Here is a 23,103-nt window from a genome sequence, read left to right as displayed (position 1 = left end):
GTGAGCACCGTGCGGATTGGCCTGTTGGTGGACAGCCCGCTCAAATGCCAATACTTGGCCCAAAGTGCGCGGGAGGCCGGGCACGAGCCGGTGGCTGCGCTGTTACTGAGCGAGTGCGGCGTGGAAGATTTGTTCCCCGAGCGGGCCGACGCCTGGGTGGTCGATGTGGCCCTCGACCCGGATGCGGAGCCACCGGGGCCGGTACAGGCGCTGCTGGAGCAGAGCGAGGCCCCGTTGCTGGTCAGCGACAGCAGCGAGTATGAACCCGGCAGTGACGCACACACCGCCTGGCTTAAACGGACCCTGGCCAAATTGCGCCAGCTGGTGGGGGATATCAACCTGCAGAGCGTGCCTCGGGCCAGCCAACTGTGGGTGCTGGCCGCCTCCACCGGGGGGCCGGCGGCCGTTAAGGCGTTTGTGGAGGCGCTGCCTCCGGGGCTGGATGTGGCCTTTATTTACGTCCAGCACATCGATACCGGCTATACCGGCACGCTGGTGAAAATGCTTGGCCAAAGTCACTACCCGGCGACGCTGGCCAGTGACGGCGCGGTGATTCAAGCAAACCGGGTCCTGATCGTCACCGCCTGCCACCGGGTGGACTTGTTGGAAAACGGTACCCTGGCTGTGCCCGGCGGTACCTGGAATGGACCCTATGCCCCGTCCGTGGACCAGTTGGTGGCCAACGCCGCCCGTGTCTACGGGGACCGGCTAGGGCTGATTGTGTTTACCGGCATGGGTGATGACGGCGCCGCCGCCAGCCGCCTGGTGCGCCAGCGCGGCGGCCGGGTCTGGGTGCAGACGCCCGAGAACTGCACCAGCGCTTCCATGCCCGAGGCGGCCCTGGCCACCGGAGCCGCCACCGAAACCGGAACGCCCGCCGAGTTGGCGGAGCGTTTGAGCGCGTTGTATCGCGCCTCGACGTCGATTGAGGATACTGGAACCTATGAAAGCCCCGCAGCTCACTGACACTTCCGAAATTCGCGAAGTCGCCAGCCTGTTGATTCCCCTGGACCAGCAGTTGCTGCTGGTGCCCAACGTTTCGGTGGCGGAAATTGTACCGATCGGCCAGATCGACGCCGTAAGCGGTGCTCCCGACTGGTATCTGGGGGACTATCGCTGGCGCGACCTGACCATTCCGCTGGCCTCGTTCGAATGCCTCAACGGCGGCCCTCGCCCCACCCCTGGGAACTATACGCGGGTGGCGGTGTTCAATACCACGGGGGTGAGCGACCATATCCACTTTATGGCGCTTGTGGCCCAGGGCCTGCCCCGTCTGGCCCGCGTCACGCCCGAGGAGCTGCGCGTACGCGACGCCGAACCGAGCAACCCGCTGGAGCTTATGCGGGTCAGTTGGGCCGGTGAAGAGGCCGTGATTCCGGATATTCCGGGTATCGAGCAGCGCGTTCTGGACTATCTAAAAACCCGGGTCTGACCTAGGTCGTCAGACCCCAACAACAACGAGTAGGGCTATGAAAACTTTCACTGTCTCGGCGGTCGCCTTGGCTCTCAGTACTCTATTGACCGCCTGTGGCGCGGAACGTGAAGAGCCGTTCAACCCACCGGAGGAGGATGAAGAAATTCGGGACGTGGTTACGACCGACTTTCTTGAGCGCTTTGAATATGACATCAGAGGCGGCGCTTGGCCCAGCACGGAAACGGCGACCGGTAAACGGTTGGAAGTCGTTAATAATGTTGATGACTTTGAGATGCTGGTCAGTTTTTACAACGACCCCGTTAATGCTCCTAATTTCGAAGAGACGACCGTCTTACTGTACGACAGCGGTTGGACAGAGGATGGTGCTTGTGAGCAGCAGATACTACTGGACGAGGTTGATGCCTTTCGCATAACTGAGGAAGATGACGAAACTGTCGTTGAAGTAGTGCTGACCTACGATCGCCAAGTACCCGACGATAGTGCGGTCTGTGAAGAAGATCAGGACTATCGTCTGGTGGAGCTTCATTCGATCGATGCGACCGGCGAGATCGTCATCGTCGAAGAAATTGAGGGGCTCAACGACGGCAACGGAAGCTCCAGCTCCCGCCGGTCCTCTTCAAGCAGTAGTAGCAGTAGCAGCCAATAAGCCCGATTGAGTGGAGCGGCATTCAGAATGTCGCTCCCACGATTGTCACGCTGAACATCAAAAGGAGGTGGCTTTGATAGAGGCGCTCTCGGCCTTCAGCAGCATGGTGATGGCTATTGTTTGGGTGGTTTACTTTCAGTTCTTCTACTTCCAATATCGCCGGGGTAATCGTCCTTATCTGGTGATTCACCACGCCCAGAATGAAAGCCCTGAATCACTGTGCCTGCTCGTCAACATGAGTGCGGAGCCGGTGCACGTTCAGGTGGTTCAACTCGTGATTAAGGACCGCGCCGGTGGTGAGCGGATTCTTACGGTCACCGACTATGAACGGGTAACCGAAAGTGATGCGCCCATTCAGCACTCTCTGCGCCAGGGGCCGCTTCGTCCCGGTGGGTACCTGCTACTTGGCTCCTTTCGCAGCATCGTTCTCGGACGTAAGAGCGATGATGAAGACTCGGTCAACCGATTGCGGGAGGTGGAAACCCTTGAAATTCGCGCTGCGGTTATTCACGGCCCCAGTGCCTTCCCCGTGGGCGCCCGGCGTGTCTTCGCGGTTCATCAGAACGGCGGTACCCGTATCGTGCCTTACAATGTCCACACCGAACAACTGACCCGCAGGCGCGATCGTTCCACCGTGCGGGCATGGTTGGAGCAGGAGCTCAATCCCGAAAACGCGGGGGGCGGCGAGTCGGATAAGTCAGAACAGAAGGCCGAGCGCTCTAGCTCTGCTAGCGCCAGTCCCCCCACAAATACTGCGCAAGACTAATAGCGGCCACCGGCGCCGTTTCCGTGCGCATCACTCGCGGCCCGAGGGTCAGGGGCTCACAGCCCCCTTCACGGGCGCGCTCGATTTCGGTCTCCGAGAGCCCTCCTTCGGGCCCCACCAATAACGAGAGCTGCTTCAGGGGCTCGGACTCGGGCAGGCCTCGGCTATCCCGGTGGTGCAGGACAAATCGCCGCTGGCCTCGGCTTCGCTCAAGCCATTCATCCAGCGTGGTGGGCGCCGAGAGGGCGGGAAGCCGGTTGCGCTGGCACTGTTCGCAAGCGCTGATGATCACCTGCCGCCAGTGGCCCATTTTTTTCTCCAGGCGCTCGCCCTTGAGCTTTACCTCGGTCCGCTCGGTAAATAGCGGGGTAATCCGGTGCGCGCCCAGCTCGGTAGCCTTTTGCATCACCCAATCCATTCGCTCGCCGCGGGAGAGGCCGATGGCCAGCTCCAGGTCCAGAGGGGATTCCCGGTCAGCGTCGTCGAACGCCTCAACAGACACCGTAACCGCCTTTTTTCCCACCTCCGCAATAGCGGCGCGGTACTCGCCACCCTGGCCGTTAAACACCACCAGCTCGCGCCCCGGGGTCATGCGCAGCACCTTGCTCAGGTGGCGTGATGGCGCCTCCTCAAGCGTGACGGTCTCTCCAGCGCTTAGCGGTTGGTCGGTGAAAACGCGGGGTACGCGCATGGGCGGGGCTCCTCGGGCAAAAGCCAGCAGTTTAGCAAAGTTGATGGGCTTTATAGCCATGGCATGGGGAGGGCTCTGGCGGTATAATCGCCGTTTTCCCACAGCCTCGGCTATCGGAGACTTTCATGGCCAACCGCCGCGCTCATGTCAAACGCGACACCCTGGAAACCAAAATCAGCGTCAGCCTGGACCTCGACGGTGAGGGCAAGGGCGTTTTTGATACCGGGGTGCCGTTTCTGGAACACATGATGGACCAGATCGCCCGCCACGGCATGATTGACCTGGATGTGACCTGCGATGGCGACACCCATATCGACGATCACCACACCGTGGAAGACATCGGCATTACCATCGGCCAGGCCATTGCCCAGGCAGTGGGCGACAAGAAGGGCATTCGCCGCTACGGCCATGCTTATGTCCCCCTGGATGAAGCGCTCTCGCGGGTGGTCATCGACTTTTCCGGGCGTCCGGGGCTGATGATGGATATTCCGTTCACTCAGAAACGCATCGGTAAGTTTGATACCGAACTGTTTTCGGAGTTTTTCCACGGCTTTGTCAACCACGCCCAGGTGACCTTGCACATCGATAACCTCCGGGGGCACAACGCTCACCACCAGATCGAGACGGTATTCAAAGCGTTCGGGCGCGCCCTGCGCATGGCCCTGGAAGAAGACCCGCGCATGGCCGGTGTCATGCCCTCCACCAAAGGCAGTCTGTAGCGTTATGGGTAATCAGCAAATTGCGGTGATCGACTACGGCATGGGCAACCTGCACTCGGTGGCCAGTGCCCTCGAGCATGTGGCGCCGGAAGCCGAGGTTCTGGTGACCAGTGACCCGGCCCAGGTCAGCGCCGCCGACCGGGTATTGTTCCCCGGCGTGGGGGCCATTCGTGATTGCATGGCGGAAATCAAGCGTCTGAAATTCGACACCCTGTTGCGCGAACAGGTGGCCTCGGGCAAGCCGGTTCTAGGCGTCTGCGTGGGTATGCAGGCCCTGATGGAAACCAGCGAAGAAAACGAGGGTGTGGACTGTATCGGCCTCCTGCCGGGCACCGTCCGCTTCTTCGGCAAGGACCTGCGCGACCAAGCCGGCCACAAACTGAAAGTGCCCCACATGGGCTGGAACCAGGTACACCATACCCATCACCCACTGTGGGCCGGCATTGAGCAAGACGCCCGCTTTTACTTTGTGCACAGCTTCTACGTGGAAGCCGGCAACCCCGAACAGGTGGCCGGTACCTGTGAATACGGCAAAACTTTCTCTGCGGCGCTGACCCAGGACAACCTCTTCGCGGCGCAATTTCACCCGGAAAAAAGTCATACGGCCGGGCTGCAACTATTGCGCAATTTTGTGGGTTGGAACGGTAAGCCCTAACTCGATTTCTTTGAAAACTGGATTTATAACCGAATGCTGATTATTCCCGCCATTGATTTAAAAGACGGCCAATGCGTACGCTTGCGCCAGGGCCTGATGGATGACTCCACAGTTTTCTCCGACGACCCGGTCGCCATGGCCAAACGCTGGGTGGACGCCGGCTGCCGCCGCCTGCACCTGGTGGACTTAAACGGCGCCTTTGAGGGCAAGCCGGTCAATGGCGAGGTGGTCACGGCGATTGCCAAGGCGTACCCGGATCTGCCGATTCAGATCGGCGGCGGTATTCGCAGCGCGGAGACGATTGAGCACTATCTGCAGGCGGGTGTTCAGTATGTCATCATTGGCACCAAGGCGGTGAAGCAGCCGGAGTTCGTCACGCAGATGTGCCAGCGTTTCCCGGGCCATATCATTGTGGGGCTGGATGCGAAGGACGGATTGGTGGCCACCGATGGTTGGGCGGAGGTGTCTGAGGTGAAGGCGACGGATCTGGCGAAGCGCTTTGAGAAGGATGGCGTGAGCGCCATTGTGTACACGGACATTGCCCGCGACGGTATGATGCAGGGTGTGAATGTGGAACAGACGCTGACCATGGCGCGCGCGTCGAGTATCCCGGTGATTGCGTCGGGCGGTATTACCAATATCGATGACATCAAGGCGCTTCGTGAGGTGTCTGATCAGGGCATCATCGGGGCGATTACCGGCCGAGCCATTTACGAAGGCTCTCTGGATGTAAAAGAAGCCCAAGATTTCTGCGATTCTTTCGCCTAAAATCTCATCGAAGGTCCGATATGGCTTTAGCAAAACGCATCATTCCCTGTCTCGACGTCGATAACGGCCGGGTGGTCAAAGGCGTGCAGTTTGTCGACATTCGCGATGCCGGAGACCCGGTGGAAGTCGCCAAGCGCTACAACGAACAGGGCGCCGACGAAGTCACCTTCCTCGACATTACCGCCAGCCACGAAGGGCGGGACACCACCGTTCACACCGTCGAACGCATGGCTTCGGAAGTCTTCATCCCCCTGACCGTGGGCGGCGGTATCCGCAAAATCGAAGACATCCGCCGCATGCTCAATGCCGGGGCGGATAAGGTTGGGATCAATTCCGCCGCCGTCGCCACCCCCGACTTTGTCAAAGCCGCCGCCGACCGGTTTGGGGCTCAGTGCATAGTCGTGGCCATCGATGCCAAACAGGTGAATGCCGAGGGCGAAGCCCCCCGCTGGGAGATTTTTACCCACGGGGGCCGCAAGCCCACGGGGATTGACGCCATTGAATGGGCCGAGCGGATGACCGCCAACGGCGCCGGTGAGATTCTGCTGACCAGTATGGACCGGGACGGTACCAAAAACGGCTTCGATTTAAAGCTGACCCGCGCCATCAGTGATGCGGTGTCGGTACCGGTAATCGCCTCCGGTGGGGTTGGCAATCTTCAGCATCTGGCTGACGGCGTGCTGGAAGGCGGGGCTGACGCGGTGCTGGCGGCCAGCATTTTCCACTTCGGGGAATACTCCATCCCCGAGGCCAAAGCGTACATGCGCGAACGCGGTATCGAAATGCGCTGAGCCTCAGTCTGTTTGCAATAATGATTCGTGATAACGGTTGACCGCTTCAGCCGAGGCCTCAAGCTCGGCGAAGCCTTTATCTTCACGAAGGGCGTTCAAGCGCTTTCTTATCTTCTCGGATAACTGCTCAATTGCCTGCTTCTGTGATTGTTCAAGCTCGATATGGAAGCGTTCAAGGCTATCTCGGCCGGCGCGGGCGCTGAATGGATCGCCTAGCTCCGTGGCCAAATGGAACAAAGCCTGAGAGAATAGAATGTGGTGGATAAACACCTCTTCGTTGGCACTTGTATTCCGTTCAATATCTGCCTTGGTGGCTGCTTGTCTTGCTAAGGTAACGATGGCCGGCGTGGAGCCATGAATCGCGGCCACTTGAGCGGCTGCCCTCGTTTTTTCAAGATTGCCTTGTTTGCCGTATTTTTCCAAGAGCACCGGGTAGGCGCGGGTGTCGCCTTCGTTGAGAAGGGCTTCTAGCGTTTCCACAGGGTAGTGGGAGTAGCTCTTAAGCTCCTCCTCGGAGTGGTATCCCAGGTGTTTCATTTGAGAGCTATACGCCTCATGAGCTTCTTCCACCTCCCCAGAATCAATCGATTTCTTAACATCGACGTCCGGTTTGACGAGTGAAGTTTTCTCAACGAGGCTGTTGCCTCCCCCGTTGGTCTTGTCTTCACTTTTAGCTTGAGTACCTGGAGCAGCAGTGGCTTCGGGCGATGGTGTCGTTGAGCTCGATCCGTCGCTGTTCTGCTGAAGTAGAGTGAGCGTTAAGACTCCAAGTGCAATAGCCGCCATGATGTATAGAGTTACCTTCATATTGTTTTCTGCCCGCTCTTTAAATAGCATCAATGAAAGCTCGTCTTTGATGACGATTTCCCTTGCATGCGACGTTAGTACTCTTGCTGGCAACGATTTCGCTCTGCGGATGCTATCGCCCTGCAGCCAGCTGTCTCTGTGCTAAAGTACACTTTGACCATGTTGGTACAGTGAGAATAGGCGGAAGAGCCAGATAGTGTCATCCCAGAGCCTTTCGGGCCGGAGAGAGAGACGCTAACGCCATTGGCAAGCTTTCCACATTTTTCCATATTGTTGGAGCGAGTGATGTTGGCTTTAAACGCACACAAGTCCTCGTTGGCGTCCGCCTGGGCTATGCACCGTGCAAGGTTGCGCTCTCGCTCAGCTGCTTGTTGTACCGCGTACTGTCTCTGCCTCTCTCTCGATTTGTGCATCATTAATTGTTCATAGTTTAGTTGGTCTACCCAGTCATCCGTCTGGTTGGATGTGTAAAACTCAGTTTCGGAACCAGTAACCACAATTTCTTCGGTCGCAAAAACTGCCTCGCTTGCGATCAACGTGGCACTGCTTAGAAAGACCATAAGAACCGGAGAGTGCTTTGTTCGAAGAAAGTTTCTCATTCGCTAAGTCCTTTCAGTATCTAGTTATCGCAACTCGTTTCAAGCTATGAAACCGGATACATTGTACTTTTCGGCGTCGACTCGTCAACCTTGAGGTGGCGCAGAGGTTATAATTTTAATCCGAACTGTAACTGTAAGGAGGGGGTGTCAATCTTGCTGCAAAGACTCACTGGGGGGGGGTGAGGGGGCAGTAGCTAACCTACCCTCTAAGCCAGCGGAGGAATTACCCTTCCGCTGGCTTAGCTGGTTGGTTAGCTCATGTGGCTACGCCGCGCGGTAGCTTTCGAGAACTTCCAGGATGCGAGGGTCGGCGGCACAGATGAAGTCGATAAACTCCCCTACGCCAATTTCTGCCTCTTCTCGAGAATCAAAGGGGCCAATATCCACCCCTTCACGCGTGGTGTAGTACCAGTAGCCGTCTTTCTCCATGAAGCGCCCGCTGCGGTTGGGGACGGCGCCTTGCTCGCCCGCTCTGTTTGTGCTCATAGTTTTAAACCTGCTGCATAATGATCGATACCCCGGCCTGACATTCGGGGGAGGATTCCCTGATCGTCACGTGGAGGCGGCCTTTACTACTTCCCTGGATGGCGCTATCTCCACACTACCTGTCTTTATAGAGGAATCTTGCCTTAATAGCAAATGGGGTTTTTAGCGAAGGGCGCCTGTTGTGGGGAGTAGCGGGCGCAGGCTTTGGCCCGGCCAGGGCGATTCGGCGGGCTTTTCTCGGGCCCCCGAAGGGTGGCGCCACAGGGTCATGGGTGGCGCCAAGCAGCTTCGATACTCCGCGCGCGGCCCATGCTCGGGGCGCTTTAACAGGGTCGAGACCGGCACCAGGGAGACGTTCGCGGCCTCCAGGGTCGGTTGAATCTGTTCCAGAACCGTTAGCGTTTCGGGGTAGGGGTGGCCGATAGCCAGGGCGTAGCCTCGTTCGCGGGCCAACTCAATGGCTTTGGCCACTTGGCGAGCGATTTTCTTGATGTCCCGCTCGTTGTCGAGGAATACATCCCGTTTCAGGCTGGGCACGCCGTAGTGCCGGGCGGTTTCCCAGGCTTGGCTGTTGGCCGAGGTGCGACTGTCGATAAAGTAAAGGTCGTGGTCGCCTAGCACCTGCATAATCCACCCCATGGCCTGGGGGCTTTGGGTGAGCAGGCTGCCCATGTGGTTGTTTAGGCCCCGGGCTTCGGGGATGGCCGCCAGGTTGTCCTGCAGGGTCGCCGTGAAGTCGGCGTGGGGCATGGCTTCGCTCAATGCGCCGGCATCCAGTGGCAGGCCCCGCGTATTGCTCATGGGGTTGTGCAGGATGATCTCTTTGCCTGACTGGGCGCCGAGCCGGGCCAGGCGGGGCCCGTGGGGGGCTCGGGGCAGCACGGCATAGGTGAAGGCCCCCTCCAGCCCCAAGCTGCGCTCGCCCAAAGCGGCGCTATAGCCAATATCGTCGATGATAATGGCTAGCTGGGCCTCGCCTCGGGCGCCAATGCTTAACAGCAGTGCCAGTAGGGCCAGCCACCTGGCCGGCCGGAGGCTGAATGCCGGGGTGGCGCGCATAGGCTTATTCCGCCGGGGCGGGGTTGCTTTGCGCCGCGCCTGTCTCGGAGGCCTCCTCAGGCACTTGCGGCAGCGGGGCTTTTGCTGCTTGCTGGCGCTGGAAAATGTGCAAGCCTTTAAGCAGGTTCAGAGCTTCGTGAAGCTGGTTGTCCTCAATCGCCCGGTCTTCGTCGCGCTCGGCGCGGGTTTGGCTGTTGCTTTCCTCGCCGCCGTTGACGTTGCCCAAGTGGCCGGAGAGGTCCGCCTCGGTGGAGCGTTTCAGGCCCTGGATTGCTGTGACTCGGGCGCGCTCCACTTCCACATCGGGCGCGATGCCCTGGGCCTGAATAGAGCGACCGTTCGGGGTGTAGTACAGGGCCGTTGTCAGCTTGACCGCTCGAGCCTCGTCGATGGGCACAATGGTTTGAACGGAGCCCTTGCCAAAACTGCGGGTGCCCAGAATCACCGCCCGGCCGTGGTCTTGCAGGGCGCCTGCGACAATTTCCGAGGCCGAGGCCGAGCCGTCGTTGATCAGCGCCACCATGGGCAGGTCTTCCGCAATTTGACCGGCGTTGGCGTGATAGCGCATATCGCTGTTCTCCAGGCGCCCGTCGGTATAGACCACCAAGCCTTCATCGATAAAGGCATCCGCCACTTCCACCGAAGCCTGAAGCACGCCGCCGGGGTTGTTACGCAGGTCGAGCACAATGCCACGCACGTCCTCATTCTCTTCGCGCAGCTTGTTGATCGCGTCCACCATGTCCTTGCCCGTGTTGACCTGGAACTGGGCAATGCGCACATAGGCGTAATGGTCATCCATTAGTCGAACGCGAACGCTCTTGACGCGGATAACGTCGCGCTTGAGGGTGACTTCAAACGGCTGCTCCATGCCTTCGCGCATAACGGTCAGGGTCAGTTCGCTGCCTTTCGGGCCGCGCATTTTTTCTACCGCTTCGGTCAACGTCATCCCCTTGACCGGCTGGCCATCCAGTCGGGTGATCAGGTCTCCGGCCTCGATGCCGGCGCGCTCGGCCGGCGTGTCGTCAATGGGGGCAATGACCTTTACAAAGCCATCTTCCATGCCCACCTCGATGCCGATGCCACCGAACTCCCCGGAGGTGTTTTCCTGCAAGTCCTCAAACGACTTTTTGTCCAGGTAGGCGGAGTGTGGGTCCAGCTCGGAAATCATGCCTTTGATGGCGTACTCGAGCAGTTGGGCGTCGGTGAGCTCTTCGACGTAGCTGCTGCGGATGTGATCGTACACGCGGGTAAAGGTCCGCAGTTCTTCCAGTGGCAACAGCCCCTTCTCCGGTACAGCGTCCGTGGCCGCTTGGTCGGCTTGGGCGTTGGGGCTCATGCTGGGGGCAGTCCCCTGAGCTGCCGCCAGGCCGGGCAGGGTGGCGAACAGTGCCAGCAGGGTGGCATGTTTTAAATCAGCGTACAGCATCCGGTTCTCCTGAAAGCTCACTGAGGGGCCGGTTTGGCACTCTCCCCGGCACCGCCGGGGCGATGGTTGTTGAATATTGAGTCTGGCACATAAGTAACCCTAAATCAGGCCTGGGCCAGCCAAGGGGCCGGATTGGTCGGCTTGCCCCGGTGTCGAATTTCGAAATACAGCCCGGCTTGGCTTTGTCCGCCGGTGCTGCCCACCCGGGCAATGGTCTCTCCGGCGCTCACCCATTCGCCGGTTTCCTTGTACAGGGTCTGATTGTGGGCGTAAAGGCTCATATAGCCTTCGCCATGGTCCACAATCAGCAGGAGCCCGTGGCCCCGGAAATAGTCGGAAAATACCACGCGGCCATGGTGTACGGCCAGCACCGGCTCACCGGCTGACGCCCCAATCACCATTCCGTTGCGTTTGACTTGCCCGTCGAGCTGCGGGCTGCCGAAGCGGTGGCGAACCTGGCCCTTGGCCGGCCAGGGCAGTTGGCCCTTGCTCTTGCTGAAGGGGACATCGCTGCCGGGAATCTCTATATCGGCCACGGCGGCGGTGACTTCATCCATGAGGGTCTGCAGGCGCTCGCGGTCCTGCTTGAGGTCGGCCAGTTCCTGGTCGGTGGAGTGGATCCGTTGGTTGAGCGAGGCGATGGTCTCGCGCCGCTCCTCCTGGCGGGCCTGGAGTCGTTGGTGCTGGGTTTCCAGCTCTTCCCGGTTGCGCTCCAGTGCCGCGGTGGTGCGCAGAATCTTGGGCTCGATCTGGTCCAGCTCCGCGAGGGTGGCCAGGTAGCGCTCGATTTTCTCGGTGCGGGCCTCCAGCCAGTAGTCGTAATAACGAAGCAGCCGGGAGACCCGTTGGGGCTCCTCCTGGTTCAGCAGTAGTTTGATTTGGCTCTGTCGGCCCAGTTGGTAGGCTGCCCGAACCTGTTCGGCCACGGCGGCCTGTTGTTGCTGGCGGGACTGGTTGAGTTCGCGGCGCTCTTGTTTAAGGCTTTGAAGGTCCTGGTTCTGCTCTTCGAGCTCGGATTCGATCTTTTGAATCTTTTGGAGCAGCTCGCCGATATCGGACTCGGATTCCTCCAGCTTTTCCTTGAGCTCATCTCGGGAGCCTTGGGTTTTCTTCAGTTCTTTTTGCAGTTGCTCTATGGTGCGCTGAACCTCCTGCATGCGGGCTTCGTAGTCCGCCTGCTGATCGGCTTGCGCAAAGACAGTGCCGGTCATCGTCAGGGTCAAGCACAGCGTGAGCAGCTTTTTATAAAAGTGTCGGGCTCGCACAGTGTCAGTATCCAGTGGCCGGGGAAGGGTTGGGGACGGCCCGTGGGCCGTCACCCGCGATCATTACTCGCTGAGCTCGACCAGGTTGCGCCCGGTCATTTCCTTGGGCTGCTCCAGCCCCATCAGGTGGAGCATGGTGGGCGCCAGGTCGGCCAGTGAGCCGCCGTCGGCCACTGTGCCTTTGCGATCGCTTACATACACCAACGGCACCGGCAGGATGGAGTGCTGGGTGCTGACCTGGCCGGTATCCGCGTCATACATTTCCTCGCAGTTACCGTGGTCGGCGGTGATCAACGCTTCGCCGCCGGCCTTCAAAGTGGCATCGAGCACACGCCCCAGACACTGGTCCACCGCTTCCACGGCCTTGACCGCCGCCTCGAAAATGCCCGAGTGGCCCACCATGTCGCCGTTGGCGTAGTTGCAGATGATGGCGTCGTACTTATCGGACTCAATCGCCTCCACCAGCTTGTCGGTCACTTCCGGGGCACTCATTTCCGGCTGCAGGTCATAGGTGGCCACGTTCGGCGAGGGCACCAGAATGCGGTCTTCCCCTTCAAACTCGGCTTCGGTGCCACCGTTAAAGAAGAAGGTCACGTGGGCGTACTTCTCGGTCTCGGCGATGCGCAACTGGGTCTTGCCCTGCTTGGCGATATAGTCGCCGAACGAGTTGACCAGCTCCTGGGGTGGAAAGGCGCAACTGGCCTTGATGTCGGCCGCGTACTCGGTGGTCATGACAAAATCGGCCAGCTTGGGCTCGCACTGGCGCTTGAAGTTGTCAAAGGCCGGCTCGATCATGGCGCGGGTGATTTGGCGCGCACGGTCGGGGCGGAAGTTCATAAAGATGGCTACATCGCCGTCTTCCATCTTCACCGGGCTCTCGCCTTCACCGGCAATCACGGTGGCTTTCACAAATTCATCGTTTTCATCGCGCTCGTAAGCGGCTGCCAGGCCTTCAACGGCGGTGGGGGCGGTTTTCTCGGCGGTCCCGCACACCATGGCGTTGTAGGACTGCTCTACCCGGTCCCAGCGGTTGTCGCGGTCCATGGCGAAGTAGCGGCCACAGATGCTCGCCACCCGGCCCACGCCCAGCTCGGCCAGTTGCTTCTCGGCTTTCTCCAGGGAGGGCTTGGCGCTGCGCGGCGCGGTGTCTCGGCCATCCAGAAAGGCGTGCAGGTAAACTTTCTTGGCGCCCCGCTTGGCAGCGGCGTCGACCATGGCATAGATGTGGTTCTGGTGGCTGTGGACGCCGCCCTCGGAGAGCAGGCCCAGGATGTGAACCGCCTTGTCGGCGTCGATGGCCTTGTCGATGGCCGCGGCATAGGCCGGGTTGGTGGCGAACTCGCCGTCTTCAATGGCCTTATTGATGCGGGTAAAGTTCTGGTAGACCACTCGGCCGGCGCCGATGGTGGTATGACCGACCTCGCTGTTCCCCATTTGGCCCTCGGGCAGGCCCACGGCCATGCCGGAGGTGGCGATCAAGTTTTTCGGGCGCTCGCCCCAGAGGCCGTCCCATACGGGGGTGTTGGCGCTGTATACGGCGTTGTGCTCGGTGCTTTCCGAGTGACCAAAGCCGTCCAAGATGATCAGAACGAGGGGTTTCTTGCTGGCGGTCATAGATGCTGTCACTTCTTTGAGTCGCTGAATGAATAAACGAGAGAATGGGGTTTATCGGCCCCGCAGGGCGCAAAACCCCCATTCTAACGCGTTCCTGTGGGTAACTCTACGCCTGCGACAGGCCTGGGATACGTCTGACACGCGCTAACGCTATTCCGACCGCTGAGAAATCCACGCCCGATGGTGTATACTGCGGCGCGCTCCGCCCCGGTTCTATGAGGGTGGAGGATTCCCTTTCCGAGTTGAGGACGGCGAACACGTGGATTTTTTTGTATTTGTCAGTCAGGAGTGGCTCCTGATCACCACTCTGGTGGTATTGATGGTGGTGTACGCCTGGCGTGAGCGGATCAAGAACGGTCAGCCGATTCCCGCCCATGAGGTCACCCGCCTGCTAAATAGCGAACAGGCGGTACTGCTGGATGTGCGCGAGGCGTCGGACTACAAGGCCGGCCACATCTCCGGTGCGATCAGCCTGCCCCACACCAAAGTGGCGGCGGAGGGCGAGCGGGTGCTCGAGCCTTACCGGGAGAAAATCATTGTGGTGGCGGACAAGTTAGGCCAGCACGCCGGCGCGGCGGGCCGTACCCTGGGTCAGAAAGGCTTTGATGTGCGTCGCCTGGCCGGTGGCGTGACCGAATGGCAAACCCAGGGGTTGCCCCTGGTCAAATCCTGAGGTGTTTTATGGCCAAAGTAGTGATGTATACCACAGCGGTTTGCCCGTTCTGTATCAATGCCAAGCAGTTGCTGCAGAGTAAAGGGGTGAGCTACGAGGAGGTTCGGGTGGACCGGGACCCCCAGCTGCGGGAAAAAATGATGGCTGACAGTGGTCAGCGGACCGTGCCTCAGATCTGGATCGGAGACACCCACGTGGGTGGCTTTACCGACCTCTGGGCACTGGACAAAAAGGGCAAGCTTGATGAGCTGCTGGGCTAAATAACGTCTCGCAGAGCAACCTTGCCTCTACTTCAAAATACAGCGACTCAATAAATAAAACGGTACTTTGACTTATGGCAGACGAAAACAACTCCCAAGCGAACGGCGCTGGCGCCACTCAAGAAGCGCCCCGTGGCCTCCAGATTAAACGCATCTACCTGAAGGACCTGTCTTACGAAACCCCCATGGGGGCGGAGGTGTTTAATCGCTCCTGGAAGCCGAAAATTGATCAGGAGCTGAACGTGCAGGTCAATAACCTGGGCGAAAGCCACCACGAAGTGGTGCTGCTGATGACCATCACCGCGACCATGGAAGACAAAGTGGTTTTTCTGGTGGAAGTGAAGCAGGCCGGCCTGTTTAACATTCAGGGGTTGGACAAGGCGCAGAAGAGCCAGGTGATCAATACCACCTGCCCTCAAATTCTGTTCCCCTATGCCCGCGAAGTGATTGATTCCACCCTCTCTCGCGGCTCTTTCCCGCCGCTGATGCTGCCCCCCATTAACTTTGATGCGGTCTTCGCTCAGGCGGTTCAGCAGGTGAAGAAAAAAGGCGAATCCGCCGAAACCCCCGCCACTGACGCTTAATTGGCGTCAGTTTCCGGGGCCTCGGCGTGCGGCTTCTCGGCCGAAGGCGTGGGCGGTGGCCCCGTGCTGGCGGTCTGCGTGCCCGGTCCGGGTGCTACCGCCAAATGCTCCCCATACAGAGCCCAGTCCCCCTCCAGTTTCACTTCGCTGGAATGGGCGTAGGCGCGCACCACCGTCAGAGTGGCGCCACTGGCCAGCAAATGAGCGGTGTATAGCCGGTACTCTCCCGGAATCTGCCGTAGGCTGACCCGGTGCAGGGGCAGGCGGTCACCGGTTTCCAGGCCCTGAACCCGCCCGGCTTCCAGTAGTGGGGCCGACCCCGGGGCGGCGCGGTTTAGCCTCGCCACCAGTGGCTGGCAACGTATGGCTTCTTCCAGATGGGCGCCCGCCTCCATCAGCAGCTGCTCCACCTTTTCCCCGTAGTCGGTTTCCCAAAAAGCCGGCGTGCCGAACCTGGCCCGTGCCGGGTGCTTCGGGTTCCATACCCCCCGCAGCCGGTACTCGTGTCGGAACACCGCGTTGCCAGTCACGCCGTCCAGCAATTCAAGATGTAGAACAAAGTGCCGCTGGCGGGTGTCCCACTCTTCGTTCAGCCCGAAGGTGCTTACGGTGGCGTTGCGCCCGCGAGTAATCAGGTCGGGGTTGAGTAAGTCTTTGGGGCGGGCCATGCCCAGGTCCAACAGGGCGCCGGTGAGCACCAGCTGTGTCTGCCGCTCCCGCGCCAATTGGCGGGCCTGCTGTGCGGTTTCCGCCGGGCTTCCCATGGGTAAGCTGGCATTCAGCGTTTGATGGTGGAACAGGGCGCCACTGTTGGCCAGCCGGCCGGCGAGCCACTCCGGTAGTGCCTGCTCTGCCCCCTGAAGGCCCCCGCCGTTGGCACTGGCATCCCCCCGGCGGGGAAACGCCGTTACCAGCAGGGACTTGCGATAGACTCGCTCTTGGGCGGGGCAGAGGGTCAGTGCTGATGGCGCCTCTGGCTGTGTGGCTGCCTCTTCCTCCGTGGTGGGCTCGGCAGCGCCGACGCGGCGCGGGTCACCCTGTGGGTAGTCTCCCAGGTGCGGTAGGCTGGGGCCGGCCTGGGTGCCCATGGTTAGCATTGCGGCCAGGAGAACAGCCAGCGCGGAAGAGTATGAGCGCATGCGTCTATCCACGTTCAGAGCTCCTCCAGTGGTCAAGTGAGGGGAAATGTTTTAGGGTTCCGGTAGTTTGCCGGTATCGGGTAAGGCTATCGGCGGCGATCATAAAATCTTGAGAGATAGGAACCACATGGGAACACGCCTCACAATGAACGGGTTTGGCTTCTGCAAAGGGATGCTGGTAGTGCTCCCGCTGCTACTGGTGGTAGGTTGCAGCTCCGGGGGACGTCACTACAGCGCTCTCCAGGAGACGCTCTCCATTGAGATCCTGCCTAACACCAGCAAACAGTTTGTCTATCGGTTGGCCATCCCCGAGGCGATGCGTCGGCCCCTGGTGCAAGTGTATGACTCGCCCAAGGAGGCCTCCCAGCACCGCCAGCGCGAGCCTTTGGGAGAGCCGGCCTACCGGCGGCTTAAGAAAGATACCAAGCGGGCGGTCCAAGTGACTGGTTATTGCCGGGAGGGCTTTCTCGAGCTGGACTATCGCTTGTCCTATGAAGAAATGTGGATGCGCGGCGAATGCCGGGAAGGGGCCACCGAGAAAGACCGTGAGCGCTTTGCCGGGCGTGACACCTTATCCATCCCGGAGGAAGAATAGCGCTCGGCCCAGCCGCGGACTCGGGTACAATGCCCGGCGTCCGGCCCGCCGCGGGTCGGCCCGTTAGAATTGGAGAATGTTTGTGTCTTTGTCCTGCGCTTTGCCCCGTCTCGCCCTTAAAAAGAATGCCGACCGTCGCTTAAAGCGCGGCCACCTGTGGATTTACAGCAACGAAGTGGACGTTGCCCAGACGCCCCTAAAGGGCTTTGAAGCGGGGGCTCAGGCCTTGATTTGCGCCAATAGTGGCAAGGAGCTCGGGGTCGCCCTGATTAACCCCGCCGGCCTGATTTGCGGGCGCCTGATCAGCCGGGACCCGGCCCAGGGGCTGAGCCGCTCGCTGCTGGTGCACCGCATCAACCAAGCGCTCGCGCTGCGTCAACTCTGTTATGAAGAGCCTTACTATCGGTTGGTCTACGGGGACTCCGACCTGCTGCCGGGGCTGGTGGTGGACCGTTTTGGCGACGACTTGGTGGTTCAGATTGCCAGTGCCGGGATGGAGCGCGAGAAGGAGGCGGTCATCGAAGCGCTGGTCCAGTGCCTGAAGCCCACCAGCATCTGGCTGGATAACGACCATGGTGCCCGCGAACTGGAAGGTTTGCCAAGGTATCGCGAAGCGGCCTTTGGCGAGCCGCCGGCGGCCGTGAGCCTGGTGGAGAATGGCGCGCGCTTTGAGGTGCCTTTGGGGGCGGGCCAGAAAACCGGCTGGTTTTACGACCACCGGGAAAACCGCGCGCGCCTTCAAAAGCTCTGCCGTGGCAAGCGGGTATTGGATGTCTTTTCCTATATGGGCGGCTGGGGCGTCGAGGCGGCCTGTGCCGGCGCCGAGGCCGTGGTATGTGTCGATTCCTCCGAATCTGCCCTGGATGGCGTCACCGCCAATGCCGAGCGCAACTGGGTGAGTGAGAAAGTCAGCGCCGTGCAAGGCAAGGCTATTGAGGTATTGAAAGCCTTAATCCTCGACGGCGAGACCTTCGACATCGTGGTGCTGGACCCGCCGGCGTTTATTAAGCGACGCAAGGACCAGAAGGCCGGCGAAGCCGCCTATCGGCACATCAATGAATTGGCCATCCGATTGCTGGGCAAGGATGGCTTGCTGGTCTCCGCCTCCTGCTCCATGCACCTGCCAAAGGAAACGCTAGTGGATATCGTGCGCGGTGCGGGCCGACACCTGGATCGCCACGTGCAAATCATTGCCCAGAGCGGGCAGAGCGCTGACCACCCGGTGCACTCCGCCATCCCGGAAACTGACTATCTAAAGGCGGTATTTGCACGGGTCTATTTGCCCTGATCCCCGCACAGAGTGTCCTCGCGTGGTGAGCCGCAAAGGCTTTGCGGACATTTTTCCTGATTTTCGGAAACGCTCTGTAAGAAAGTCGTCTACGGCACGACTGAGCCAGGACATTCCCGCTGGAAACTCGCTTTGTGACCGGTGTCGCAAATAGTGCGTTCGGTGTATTACCAGTGGGACTGTGGTTGTTTGAGTTTTGCGTTATGATCCAGCACGGGCTGGCAGGGCGTTTTTTTGCAATGGCTTGCTAGCGGCCATGCCCTCAAATAACGCATCTATTTCATAATACTGTGTAAAACATTGGAGATAAGACCATGAAATCCATGAAGAAACCTTTGATTGCCTCCGCCAGTGCCGCTTTCCTGATGGGGCTGGGCAGCCAGGCCGCCGTGGCTGAAAACCCCTTCTCCGCCGAGCCTATGTCTTCCGGTTATACCCAGCTCGCCCATGAAGGCCACGACGGCAAAAAGCGGGACGCCGAAGGCAAATGCGGTGAAGCCAAGTGTGGCGAGGAGATGGAAAAAAACCGCGAAGGAAAGTGTGGCGAAGGCAAATGTGGTGAAGAAGAGAAGGGCGAGGAGAAAGAGCGGCACAAAGACGCTGAAGGCAAGTGTGGCGAAGGTAAGTGCGGCTCCTAAGCTTGTAGGCCACATGAGTTTGTGGAACAGCGGGAACGCCAAGCTCCCGTTGGTTCCACAGATGAGGTAACACACACTGACGTTGAGGCAAGACGCATGAGCGGAAACAGCCGGCCCGTAAAGGGTGTCGGGCTCGGGTTGCGGCGCGATCTGCTCGACCAATTACCCACCTCCCCCGACGGCCGTATCGACTTCTTTGAAGTGGCCCCAGAGAACTGGATGGCCATGGGCGGGCGACTGGGCGAACAGTTTAAAGCGCTGACTGAACGTTACCCGTTCACTACTCACGGTTTATCGTTATCCATCGGCAGCCCCGCGCCGTTGGATGTTGAGTTCGTAAAACAGATAAAACACTTTCTGGATGAGCACGGCATTCGCCTTTATTCAGAGCATCTCAGTGCCTGCAGTGACGACGGCCACCTCTATGACCTGATGCCGGTCCCATTTACCGAAAGCGGGGTGCGCTGGATTGCCGAGCGGGTGCGCCAGGTTCAGGATATTCTTGAGCGACGTATTGCGCTGGAGAATGTTTCTTATTATGCGCCGGTCACCACCGACTCGATGCCGGTACCCGAACTGGACGAGGCGACCTTCATTCGCAGTGTTCTGGAAGAAGCGGACTGCGATTTACTGCTGGATGTGAACAACGCCTACGTTAACGGCATTAACCACCGCTACGATCCCGAAGCCTTTATCCGTTCCATGCCGGCCGAACGCATTCACTACATGCACATTGCCGGGCATTACCGGGAGGCGGAAGACCTGTTGGTGGATACCCACGGCGCGGACGTGATCGACCCGGTGTGGCACCTGCTCGATGTGGCCTACGACCACGCCGGTGTTTGCCCGACGCTGTTGGAGCGCGACTTCAATTTTCCGCCCCTGGAAGACTTGTTAAACGAGGTGGCGCAGGTGCGCTCGCATCAGAGCGAGGTGGCCCATGTCGGCGCCCAGTGACTATCGCGAAGCCCTGAAGCGGTTTTCCAGCGCCATTCGGAACCCGGAAGGTCAGCCCCATTCACGGGTGGAAGCACGCCGGATGAAGATTTATCAGGACTTGTTCTTCAACAACCTGAACAATTTTTTAAGCAATAACTTCCCCGTCTTTAAATCCCTGATGCCCGAGCCCTGGTGGCAGCGTGAAGTTCGCGGTTTTATGCGGCACCATCGGTGTGAAAGCCCCCTGTTCTCCGAAATTGGCCGGGAGTACATTGACTACGTCAACTCCGGTCAGCGCCCCACGACGCCGGAGGATCCGCCCTTTATGGCGGAGCTGCTCCACTACGAGTGGGTGGAGCTTGCCTTGCAAATTGCACCGAGCCCCGAAATACCCACCGGTTTAAGCGAGGAGTTGCTGAACCACCACCCAGTGATGTCGCCCTTGGCCTGGGTATTGGAATACGACTACCCGGTACACCAGATCGCGCCGGATTTTCAGCCCAGCGAACCGCCCGAACAACCCACCTGGGTGCTGGTATACCGAAGCCGGGATCAGCAAGTGGCCTTTATGGCATTGAACGCCTTTAGCGCCCGGTTGCTGACGTTGCTGGAGCAGGCACCGGAGAAAAGTGGTCGCATGTTGCTGGAACAGCTCTTGGAGGAGTCGCCTGGAGTGGACCCGGACGCGCTGATGACCGGCGGAGAAGTGTTGCTCCAACAGCTCCAGGATCTAGGCGTGCTGCTGGGCGCTCGGCCGTTAGAGGCCAACTCGTCGTTTTAGCGAACCGAGCCGTCCTTGGCTCGACTCAATGTTATTGGCTCCAGGCCCAGCTCCGTTTTTCGCGAACGCGTTCCGCCAGCGCCTGCTCCAGCCACAAGTGTTTCCATTGTTTGAGGTCGCGCTTGTCAATCCGTTGGTTATCGTCCAGGTCATAGTGCACATTGCTTTCGGTAACCGGCTGGCGAAACTGGTAAATCAGCGCCAGCATGTCCCACAGTTCAAGCTCATCATCCCCGTTAAAGTCCCCCCTTATCGGCCCGTCCAGTTGCAACTCCACCAATACCGGGTCGTGGTCCGATGAACGCCAAGGGCCATCGTTGTAGTAAGTCACCACTTGAGAGGGTGTTTTATACTCGGTGTTGTAATCAAGGATGCGGGGCTCATCGGCGTTGATGGCCCAGTGGGTCGCGCCAGTCACCTGCTCCACCAATGACTCGCTCGCCAGCGCGTGGTCCAGGTGGCCCGCCTTGCCGTCAAACACATAGCTGTAAGGGGTGCCCTCTGAAAAGGTGGCGGGCAGGTCGGTATAGCCCGCGGCCCTCAGCGCGTCGATCGGGTCCTCTTTGGCGTAGGCGTTCAAATCGCCCAGAATCAGGGAGTCCGGGTCGCCGCTACCGGTGGGGTCACTGGCGAGCCAGTCCGCCAGCGCTTCGGCGGCCAAAGTGCGGGTTTGGTTACAGTTGCCCTGGCCGTCATTCTGGTCCGGGTCGCCCAGCTCATCGCAATCCGAGCCTTTGGATTTTAAGTGCGCCACCGCGAGGGTCAGCACTTCCCCGGAAGTACTGTGTTCGAAACTCTGGGCCAGAACCGGCCGGTTTTTTATATCGACAAAGCGGCTATCGACGCTGCTATCCAAAATGGCGGCATCGCCTTCCAGTACCACCCGGTTCGGGCGATACAGGAAGCCCACCGCAATGGCATCGGTGCCAATGGCGTTCACGCCCGGGTCGACATAGGCGTAATTCACACCGGCCTCGGCCAGGCCTTCAACCAGATCGGCGATGGCGCTGTCGGCGTTGTAGCCGTCATTCTCAATCTCCACCAAGCCCACGATGTCGGCGTTCATGGTGACCAGGGCCTGGATAATTTTGGCCCGCTGACGCTCGAACTCCTCAAGGGTGTCGGCGCCTCGGGGGGTGGGGAAGCCCCCTCCCTGACCATCGCCGTTGAAGTAGTTCAACACATTGAACGCCCCCACGGTAAGGTTGCCTTCCCCAGGTAGGGTGGGGGCGCCTGGGCGCGGGTTGGCGGCTAAAAAGGTGGGTGCCTGAACGGGCTGGACCCGATATTCGCCGAAACTGTAGGCCAGCACGCCGGTCAGCTCCACCACTTGGTCGCCGGCGCGCACAGTGTTGTAGGCGCTCAGTGCGGGCGCCGGGTAGGGCACCACCGGCGGGTTTTGCTCGGTGCTGCCATCGTCCAGAATGACCCGGTCGAGTGCTTGCGAGGCGGCCACGGCATGGGCGGCGCTCCCCGGTTCGGCCACTTGCGTGGGAATAAAGTGACGTTCGGAGCTCAATAGCAGCTCGCCGTAGCGGCCCAGGTCATAGTTCTCATTCACCGTTAGCGGCTGGGCGATGCTCACGCGCATGGATTCCAGTGCCTCCAGTTCACTCAGTTCCGAGACTGGCAGGTTCAGTTCGGTGGCGGTGACGGACAGCCCCTGCTCACAGACCTCCACGGAGGCGATGTTGCCCAACTGAGTCATCTCGTAATACTCACTTACCGACCCCGAGACCCGCACCAGGTCGCCCATTGCCAGGTCACGACTCGCTCTGCCTGTGTAGACGAACACCCCTTCGGAGGTGAGAGGGTTATCGTCGGTTAGGCTGTCGCGCTCCTGCACAAAGAAACCGCCGAGGGCATCGCTGCCCTGGAACAGACCGACCACCACGGCTTCGATCGACACCTCCGTGTTGGCAAGCGGGCTCGCGTCACCGTCGCCTTGAATGGCATGCAAACGCGTGGCCGGGTCGCCACACTGCTCGGCATGGACAGAAGTCGGCAAAAGTACGCTTAGGGGAAGAAGAAGGAATAAGGGCAGTCGCATTGGGGGACTCCTTGTGGGGTGGAAGTCCCTACAGTGTGGCAAACTGAAATGACCAGACCGTGGAATTTTGATGACAATGTTGTGGCCGAGTGAGAACGGCCCTGTTCTTGCTACCTTCAAGGTAAACCGTCTCTTCCATAATGAGTAGGATACGTGTATAATTCGCCGCTTCATTACGCCGGTATGTTAATTATTTTGTCTCCTGTCTACCGAAAGCTTCGGACTAGTCCGCCCTGAGTTAACTCTCCCTCCCCTGCTGTCTGGGTGCTTTTTGGCACCTGATCGGAAGCGCTCGATTCAACAGAACACCTTACAACTGTATCGCTCCGCCTCCTAAATTATGGCGTTTGATCAAGCCAACGCTCTTTGCCGCGAAACGCGTCCGCCCAAAATCGATCGGTTAACCGTATGTGAGGTCGGGTTTCAGCG

Annotated in this window: 26 protein-coding genes; 16 read left to right on the top strand and 10 right to left on the bottom strand. The window is 59.6% G+C overall.

What is annotated here, in order from left to right; genetic code table 11:
• From AAE514_RS06355 to AAE514_RS06340, 4 genes are all read left to right on the top strand, one after another.
• On the top strand, positions 1–966 hold the full coding sequence (locus tag AAE514_RS06355; protein WP_347330686.1) for a chemotaxis protein CheB: 966 nt from the start codon (positions 1–3) through the stop codon (positions 964–966).
• Positions 944–1,432, top strand: coding sequence for a chemotaxis protein CheW (locus AAE514_RS06350; RefSeq protein WP_347330685.1), 489 nt, complete (start codon positions 944–946; stop codon positions 1,430–1,432). The genes AAE514_RS06355 and AAE514_RS06350 overlap by 23 nt, the downstream gene beginning before the upstream one ends.
• Positions 1,433–1,469: 37 nt before the next feature.
• Complete coding sequence (locus tag AAE514_RS06345; protein WP_347330684.1) at positions 1,470–2,081, top strand: hypothetical protein; 612 nt, start codon at positions 1,470–1,472, stop codon at positions 2,079–2,081.
• A gap of 73 nt (positions 2,082–2,154) precedes the next feature.
• Positions 2,155–2,847: a hypothetical protein gene (locus tag AAE514_RS06340; RefSeq protein ID WP_347330683.1), complete on the top strand. Its 693-nt coding sequence runs from the start codon at positions 2,155–2,157 to the stop codon at positions 2,845–2,847.
• On the opposite strand, the gene AAE514_RS06335 is transcribed toward AAE514_RS06340, so the two are convergent.
• A complete protein-coding gene (locus AAE514_RS06335; protein ID WP_347330682.1) occupies positions 2,810–3,538 on the bottom strand; it encodes a 16S rRNA (uracil(1498)-N(3))-methyltransferase in 729 nt (242 codons plus the stop codon). The genes AAE514_RS06340 and AAE514_RS06335 overlap by 38 nt on opposite strands.
• A gap of 125 nt (positions 3,539–3,663) precedes the next feature.
• Between AAE514_RS06335 and hisB the strand changes: the two genes are divergently transcribed.
• Genes hisB through hisF form a run of 4 tightly spaced genes read left to right on the top strand, consistent with a single transcriptional unit; the run spans position 3,664 to position 6,471 of the window.
• Positions 3,664–4,257: an imidazoleglycerol-phosphate dehydratase HisB gene (gene hisB, locus AAE514_RS06330; RefSeq protein WP_347330681.1), complete on the top strand. Its 594-nt coding sequence runs from the start codon at positions 3,664–3,666 to the stop codon at positions 4,255–4,257.
• 4 nt (positions 4,258–4,261) lie between these two features.
• A complete protein-coding gene (gene hisH, locus AAE514_RS06325) occupies positions 4,262–4,912 on the top strand; it encodes an imidazole glycerol phosphate synthase subunit HisH (RefSeq protein WP_347330680.1) in 651 nt (216 codons plus the stop codon).
• A gap of 33 nt (positions 4,913–4,945) precedes the next feature.
• Positions 4,946–5,680: a 1-(5-phosphoribosyl)-5-[(5-phosphoribosylamino)methylideneamino]imidazole-4-carboxamide isomerase gene (hisA, locus tag AAE514_RS06320; protein WP_347330679.1), complete on the top strand. Its 735-nt coding sequence runs from the start codon at positions 4,946–4,948 to the stop codon at positions 5,678–5,680.
• Positions 5,681–5,700: 20 nt separating this feature from the next.
• Entirely contained in the window at positions 5,701–6,471 is a 771-nt protein-coding gene (gene hisF / locus AAE514_RS06315; RefSeq protein WP_347330678.1) for an imidazole glycerol phosphate synthase subunit HisF, read from the top strand.
• A 3-nt stretch (positions 6,472–6,474) separates the two neighbouring features.
• On the opposite strand, the gene AAE514_RS06310 is transcribed toward hisF, so the two are convergent.
• The 7 genes from AAE514_RS06310 to gpmI form a co-directional block, all read right to left on the bottom strand.
• On the bottom strand, positions 6,475–7,308 hold the full coding sequence (locus tag AAE514_RS06310) for a hypothetical protein (RefSeq protein ID WP_347330677.1): 834 nt from the start codon (positions 7,306–7,308) through the stop codon (positions 6,475–6,477).
• Positions 7,309–7,352: 44 nt separating this feature from the next.
• Positions 7,353–7,877: a hypothetical protein gene (locus AAE514_RS06305; RefSeq protein ID WP_347330676.1), complete on the bottom strand. Its 525-nt coding sequence runs from the start codon at positions 7,875–7,877 to the stop codon at positions 7,353–7,355.
• A gap of 264 nt (positions 7,878–8,141) precedes the next feature.
• Positions 8,142–8,363, bottom strand: coding sequence for a DUF6316 family protein (locus AAE514_RS06300; protein ID WP_347330675.1), 222 nt, complete (start codon positions 8,361–8,363; stop codon positions 8,142–8,144).
• 162 nt (positions 8,364–8,525) lie between these two features.
• On the bottom strand, positions 8,526–9,422 hold the full coding sequence (locus AAE514_RS06295) for a divergent polysaccharide deacetylase family protein (RefSeq protein WP_347330674.1): 897 nt from the start codon (positions 9,420–9,422) through the stop codon (positions 8,526–8,528).
• A 4-nt stretch (positions 9,423–9,426) separates the two neighbouring features.
• Positions 9,427–10,848, bottom strand: a complete 1,422-nt coding sequence (locus AAE514_RS06290; RefSeq protein ID WP_430623884.1) for a S41 family peptidase — start codon at positions 10,846–10,848, stop codon at positions 9,427–9,429.
• A gap of 104 nt (positions 10,849–10,952) precedes the next feature.
• Positions 10,953–12,113 (bottom strand): murein hydrolase activator EnvC family protein, encoded by a 1,161-nt coding sequence (locus AAE514_RS06285; RefSeq protein ID WP_347330673.1) that lies wholly within the window; start codon positions 12,111–12,113, stop codon positions 10,953–10,955.
• A 63-nt stretch (positions 12,114–12,176) separates the two neighbouring features.
• The gene (gpmI, locus tag AAE514_RS06280) at positions 12,177–13,727 is read right to left on the bottom strand and encodes a 2,3-bisphosphoglycerate-independent phosphoglycerate mutase (RefSeq protein WP_347330672.1); all 1,551 of its coding nucleotides are present in this window, start codon (positions 13,725–13,727) and stop codon (positions 12,177–12,179) included.
• A gap of 259 nt (positions 13,728–13,986) precedes the next feature.
• Between gpmI and AAE514_RS06275 the strand changes: the two genes are divergently transcribed.
• The 3 genes from AAE514_RS06275 to secB all read left to right on the top strand — a co-directional run bounded on the left by AAE514_RS06275 (position 13,987) and on the right by secB (position 15,244).
• On the top strand, positions 13,987–14,400 hold the full coding sequence (locus AAE514_RS06275) for a rhodanese-like domain-containing protein (protein WP_347330671.1): 414 nt from the start codon (positions 13,987–13,989) through the stop codon (positions 14,398–14,400).
• Positions 14,401–14,408: 8 nt separating this feature from the next.
• Positions 14,409–14,660, top strand: coding sequence for a glutaredoxin 3 (gene grxC, locus AAE514_RS06270; RefSeq protein ID WP_347330670.1), 252 nt, complete (start codon positions 14,409–14,411; stop codon positions 14,658–14,660).
• Positions 14,661–14,734: 74 nt separating this feature from the next.
• Positions 14,735–15,244: a protein-export chaperone SecB gene (gene secB, locus AAE514_RS06265; protein WP_347330669.1), complete on the top strand. Its 510-nt coding sequence runs from the start codon at positions 14,735–14,737 to the stop codon at positions 15,242–15,244.
• Here secB and AAE514_RS06260 read toward each other — a convergent pair.
• Positions 15,241–16,383, bottom strand: a complete 1,143-nt coding sequence (locus tag AAE514_RS06260; RefSeq protein ID WP_347330668.1) for a flagella assembly protein FlgT middle domain-containing protein — start codon at positions 16,381–16,383, stop codon at positions 15,241–15,243. The two genes, secB and AAE514_RS06260, sit on opposite strands and share 4 nt — an antisense overlap.
• 127 nt (positions 16,384–16,510) lie before the next feature.
• Between AAE514_RS06260 and AAE514_RS06255 the strand changes: the two genes are divergently transcribed.
• From AAE514_RS06255 to AAE514_RS06235, 5 genes are all read left to right on the top strand, one after another.
• Entirely contained in the window at positions 16,511–16,978 is a 468-nt protein-coding gene (locus tag AAE514_RS06255) for a hypothetical protein (RefSeq protein WP_347330667.1), read from the top strand.
• Positions 16,979–17,054: 76 nt separating this feature from the next.
• Positions 17,055–18,266, top strand: a complete 1,212-nt coding sequence (locus tag AAE514_RS06250) for a class I SAM-dependent rRNA methyltransferase (protein ID WP_430623883.1) — start codon at positions 17,055–17,057, stop codon at positions 18,264–18,266.
• A gap of 314 nt (positions 18,267–18,580) precedes the next feature.
• The gene (locus AAE514_RS06245) at positions 18,581–18,904 is read left to right on the top strand and encodes an HvfA family oxazolone/thioamide-modified RiPP metallophore (RefSeq protein WP_347330666.1); all 324 of its coding nucleotides are present in this window, start codon (positions 18,581–18,583) and stop codon (positions 18,902–18,904) included.
• 96 nt (positions 18,905–19,000) lie between these two features.
• The gene (locus tag AAE514_RS06240) at positions 19,001–19,861 is read left to right on the top strand and encodes an HvfB family MNIO-type RiPP peptide maturase (RefSeq protein ID WP_347330665.1); all 861 of its coding nucleotides are present in this window, start codon (positions 19,001–19,003) and stop codon (positions 19,859–19,861) included.
• A complete protein-coding gene (locus tag AAE514_RS06235; RefSeq protein WP_347330664.1) occupies positions 19,845–20,624 on the top strand; it encodes an HvfC family RiPP maturation protein in 780 nt (259 codons plus the stop codon). Before AAE514_RS06240 ends, AAE514_RS06235 begins: the two co-directional genes overlap by 17 nt.
• Before the next feature lie 31 nt (positions 20,625–20,655).
• Here AAE514_RS06235 and AAE514_RS06230 read toward each other — a convergent pair whose 3' ends face one another.
• Positions 20,656–22,674: an ExeM/NucH family extracellular endonuclease gene (locus AAE514_RS06230; protein WP_347330663.1), complete on the bottom strand. Its 2,019-nt coding sequence runs from the start codon at positions 22,672–22,674 to the stop codon at positions 20,656–20,658.
• Between the last annotated feature and the right edge of the window lie 429 nt (positions 22,675–23,103).

This window comes from Marinimicrobium locisalis (assembly GCF_039822625.1).
GTDB lineage: Bacteria > Pseudomonadota > Gammaproteobacteria > Pseudomonadales > Cellvibrionaceae > Marinimicrobium > Marinimicrobium locisalis.
This window is presented reverse-complemented; position numbering and strand designations above follow the sequence as displayed.

Excerpts from the sequence above, each read along its gene's own strand:
- AAE514_RS06350 (WP_347330685.1), top strand. The coding sequence starts at position 944 with ATGAAAGCCCCGCAGCTCACTGACACTTCCGAAATTCGCGAAGTCGCC.
- AAE514_RS06345 (WP_347330684.1), top strand. The coding sequence starts at position 1,470 with ATGAAAACTTTCACTGTCTCGGCGGTCGCCTTGGCTCTCAGTACTCTA.
- AAE514_RS06335 (WP_347330682.1), bottom strand. The coding sequence starts at position 3,538 with ATGCGCGTACCCCGCGTTTTCACCGACCAACCGCTAAGCGCTGGAGAG.
- hisB (WP_347330681.1), top strand. The coding sequence starts at position 3,664 with ATGGCCAACCGCCGCGCTCATGTCAAACGCGACACCCTGGAAACCAAA.
- hisH (WP_347330680.1), top strand. The coding sequence starts at position 4,262 with ATGGGTAATCAGCAAATTGCGGTGATCGACTACGGCATGGGCAACCTG.
- hisA (WP_347330679.1), top strand. The coding sequence starts at position 4,946 with ATGCTGATTATTCCCGCCATTGATTTAAAAGACGGCCAATGCGTACGC.
- hisF (WP_347330678.1), top strand. The coding sequence starts at position 5,701 with ATGGCTTTAGCAAAACGCATCATTCCCTGTCTCGACGTCGATAACGGC.
- AAE514_RS06310 (WP_347330677.1), bottom strand. The coding sequence starts at position 7,308 with ATGCTATTTAAAGAGCGGGCAGAAAACAATATGAAGGTAACTCTATAC.
- AAE514_RS06305 (WP_347330676.1), bottom strand. The coding sequence starts at position 7,877 with ATGAGAAACTTTCTTCGAACAAAGCACTCTCCGGTTCTTATGGTCTTT.
- AAE514_RS06300 (WP_347330675.1), bottom strand. The coding sequence starts at position 8,363 with ATGAGCACAAACAGAGCGGGCGAGCAAGGCGCCGTCCCCAACCGCAGC.
- AAE514_RS06295 (WP_347330674.1), bottom strand. The coding sequence starts at position 9,422 with ATGCGCGCCACCCCGGCATTCAGCCTCCGGCCGGCCAGGTGGCTGGCC.
- AAE514_RS06290 (WP_430623884.1), bottom strand. The coding sequence starts at position 10,848 with ATGCTGTACGCTGATTTAAAACATGCCACCCTGCTGGCACTGTTCGCC.
- gpmI (WP_347330672.1), bottom strand. The coding sequence starts at position 13,727 with ATGACCGCCAGCAAGAAACCCCTCGTTCTGATCATCTTGGACGGCTTT.
- grxC (WP_347330670.1), top strand. The coding sequence starts at position 14,409 with ATGGCCAAAGTAGTGATGTATACCACAGCGGTTTGCCCGTTCTGTATC.
- secB (WP_347330669.1), top strand. The coding sequence starts at position 14,735 with ATGGCAGACGAAAACAACTCCCAAGCGAACGGCGCTGGCGCCACTCAA.
- AAE514_RS06260 (WP_347330668.1), bottom strand. The coding sequence starts at position 16,383 with ATGCGCTCATACTCTTCCGCGCTGGCTGTTCTCCTGGCCGCAATGCTA.
- AAE514_RS06255 (WP_347330667.1), top strand. The coding sequence starts at position 16,511 with ATGGGAACACGCCTCACAATGAACGGGTTTGGCTTCTGCAAAGGGATG.
- AAE514_RS06250 (WP_430623883.1), top strand. The coding sequence starts at position 17,055 with ATGTTTGTGTCTTTGTCCTGCGCTTTGCCCCGTCTCGCCCTTAAAAAG.
- AAE514_RS06245 (WP_347330666.1), top strand. The coding sequence starts at position 18,581 with ATGAAATCCATGAAGAAACCTTTGATTGCCTCCGCCAGTGCCGCTTTC.
- AAE514_RS06240 (WP_347330665.1), top strand. The coding sequence starts at position 19,001 with ATGAGCGGAAACAGCCGGCCCGTAAAGGGTGTCGGGCTCGGGTTGCGG.
- AAE514_RS06235 (WP_347330664.1), top strand. The coding sequence starts at position 19,845 with ATGTCGGCGCCCAGTGACTATCGCGAAGCCCTGAAGCGGTTTTCCAGC.
- AAE514_RS06230 (WP_347330663.1), bottom strand. The coding sequence starts at position 22,674 with ATGCGACTGCCCTTATTCCTTCTTCTTCCCCTAAGCGTACTTTTGCCG.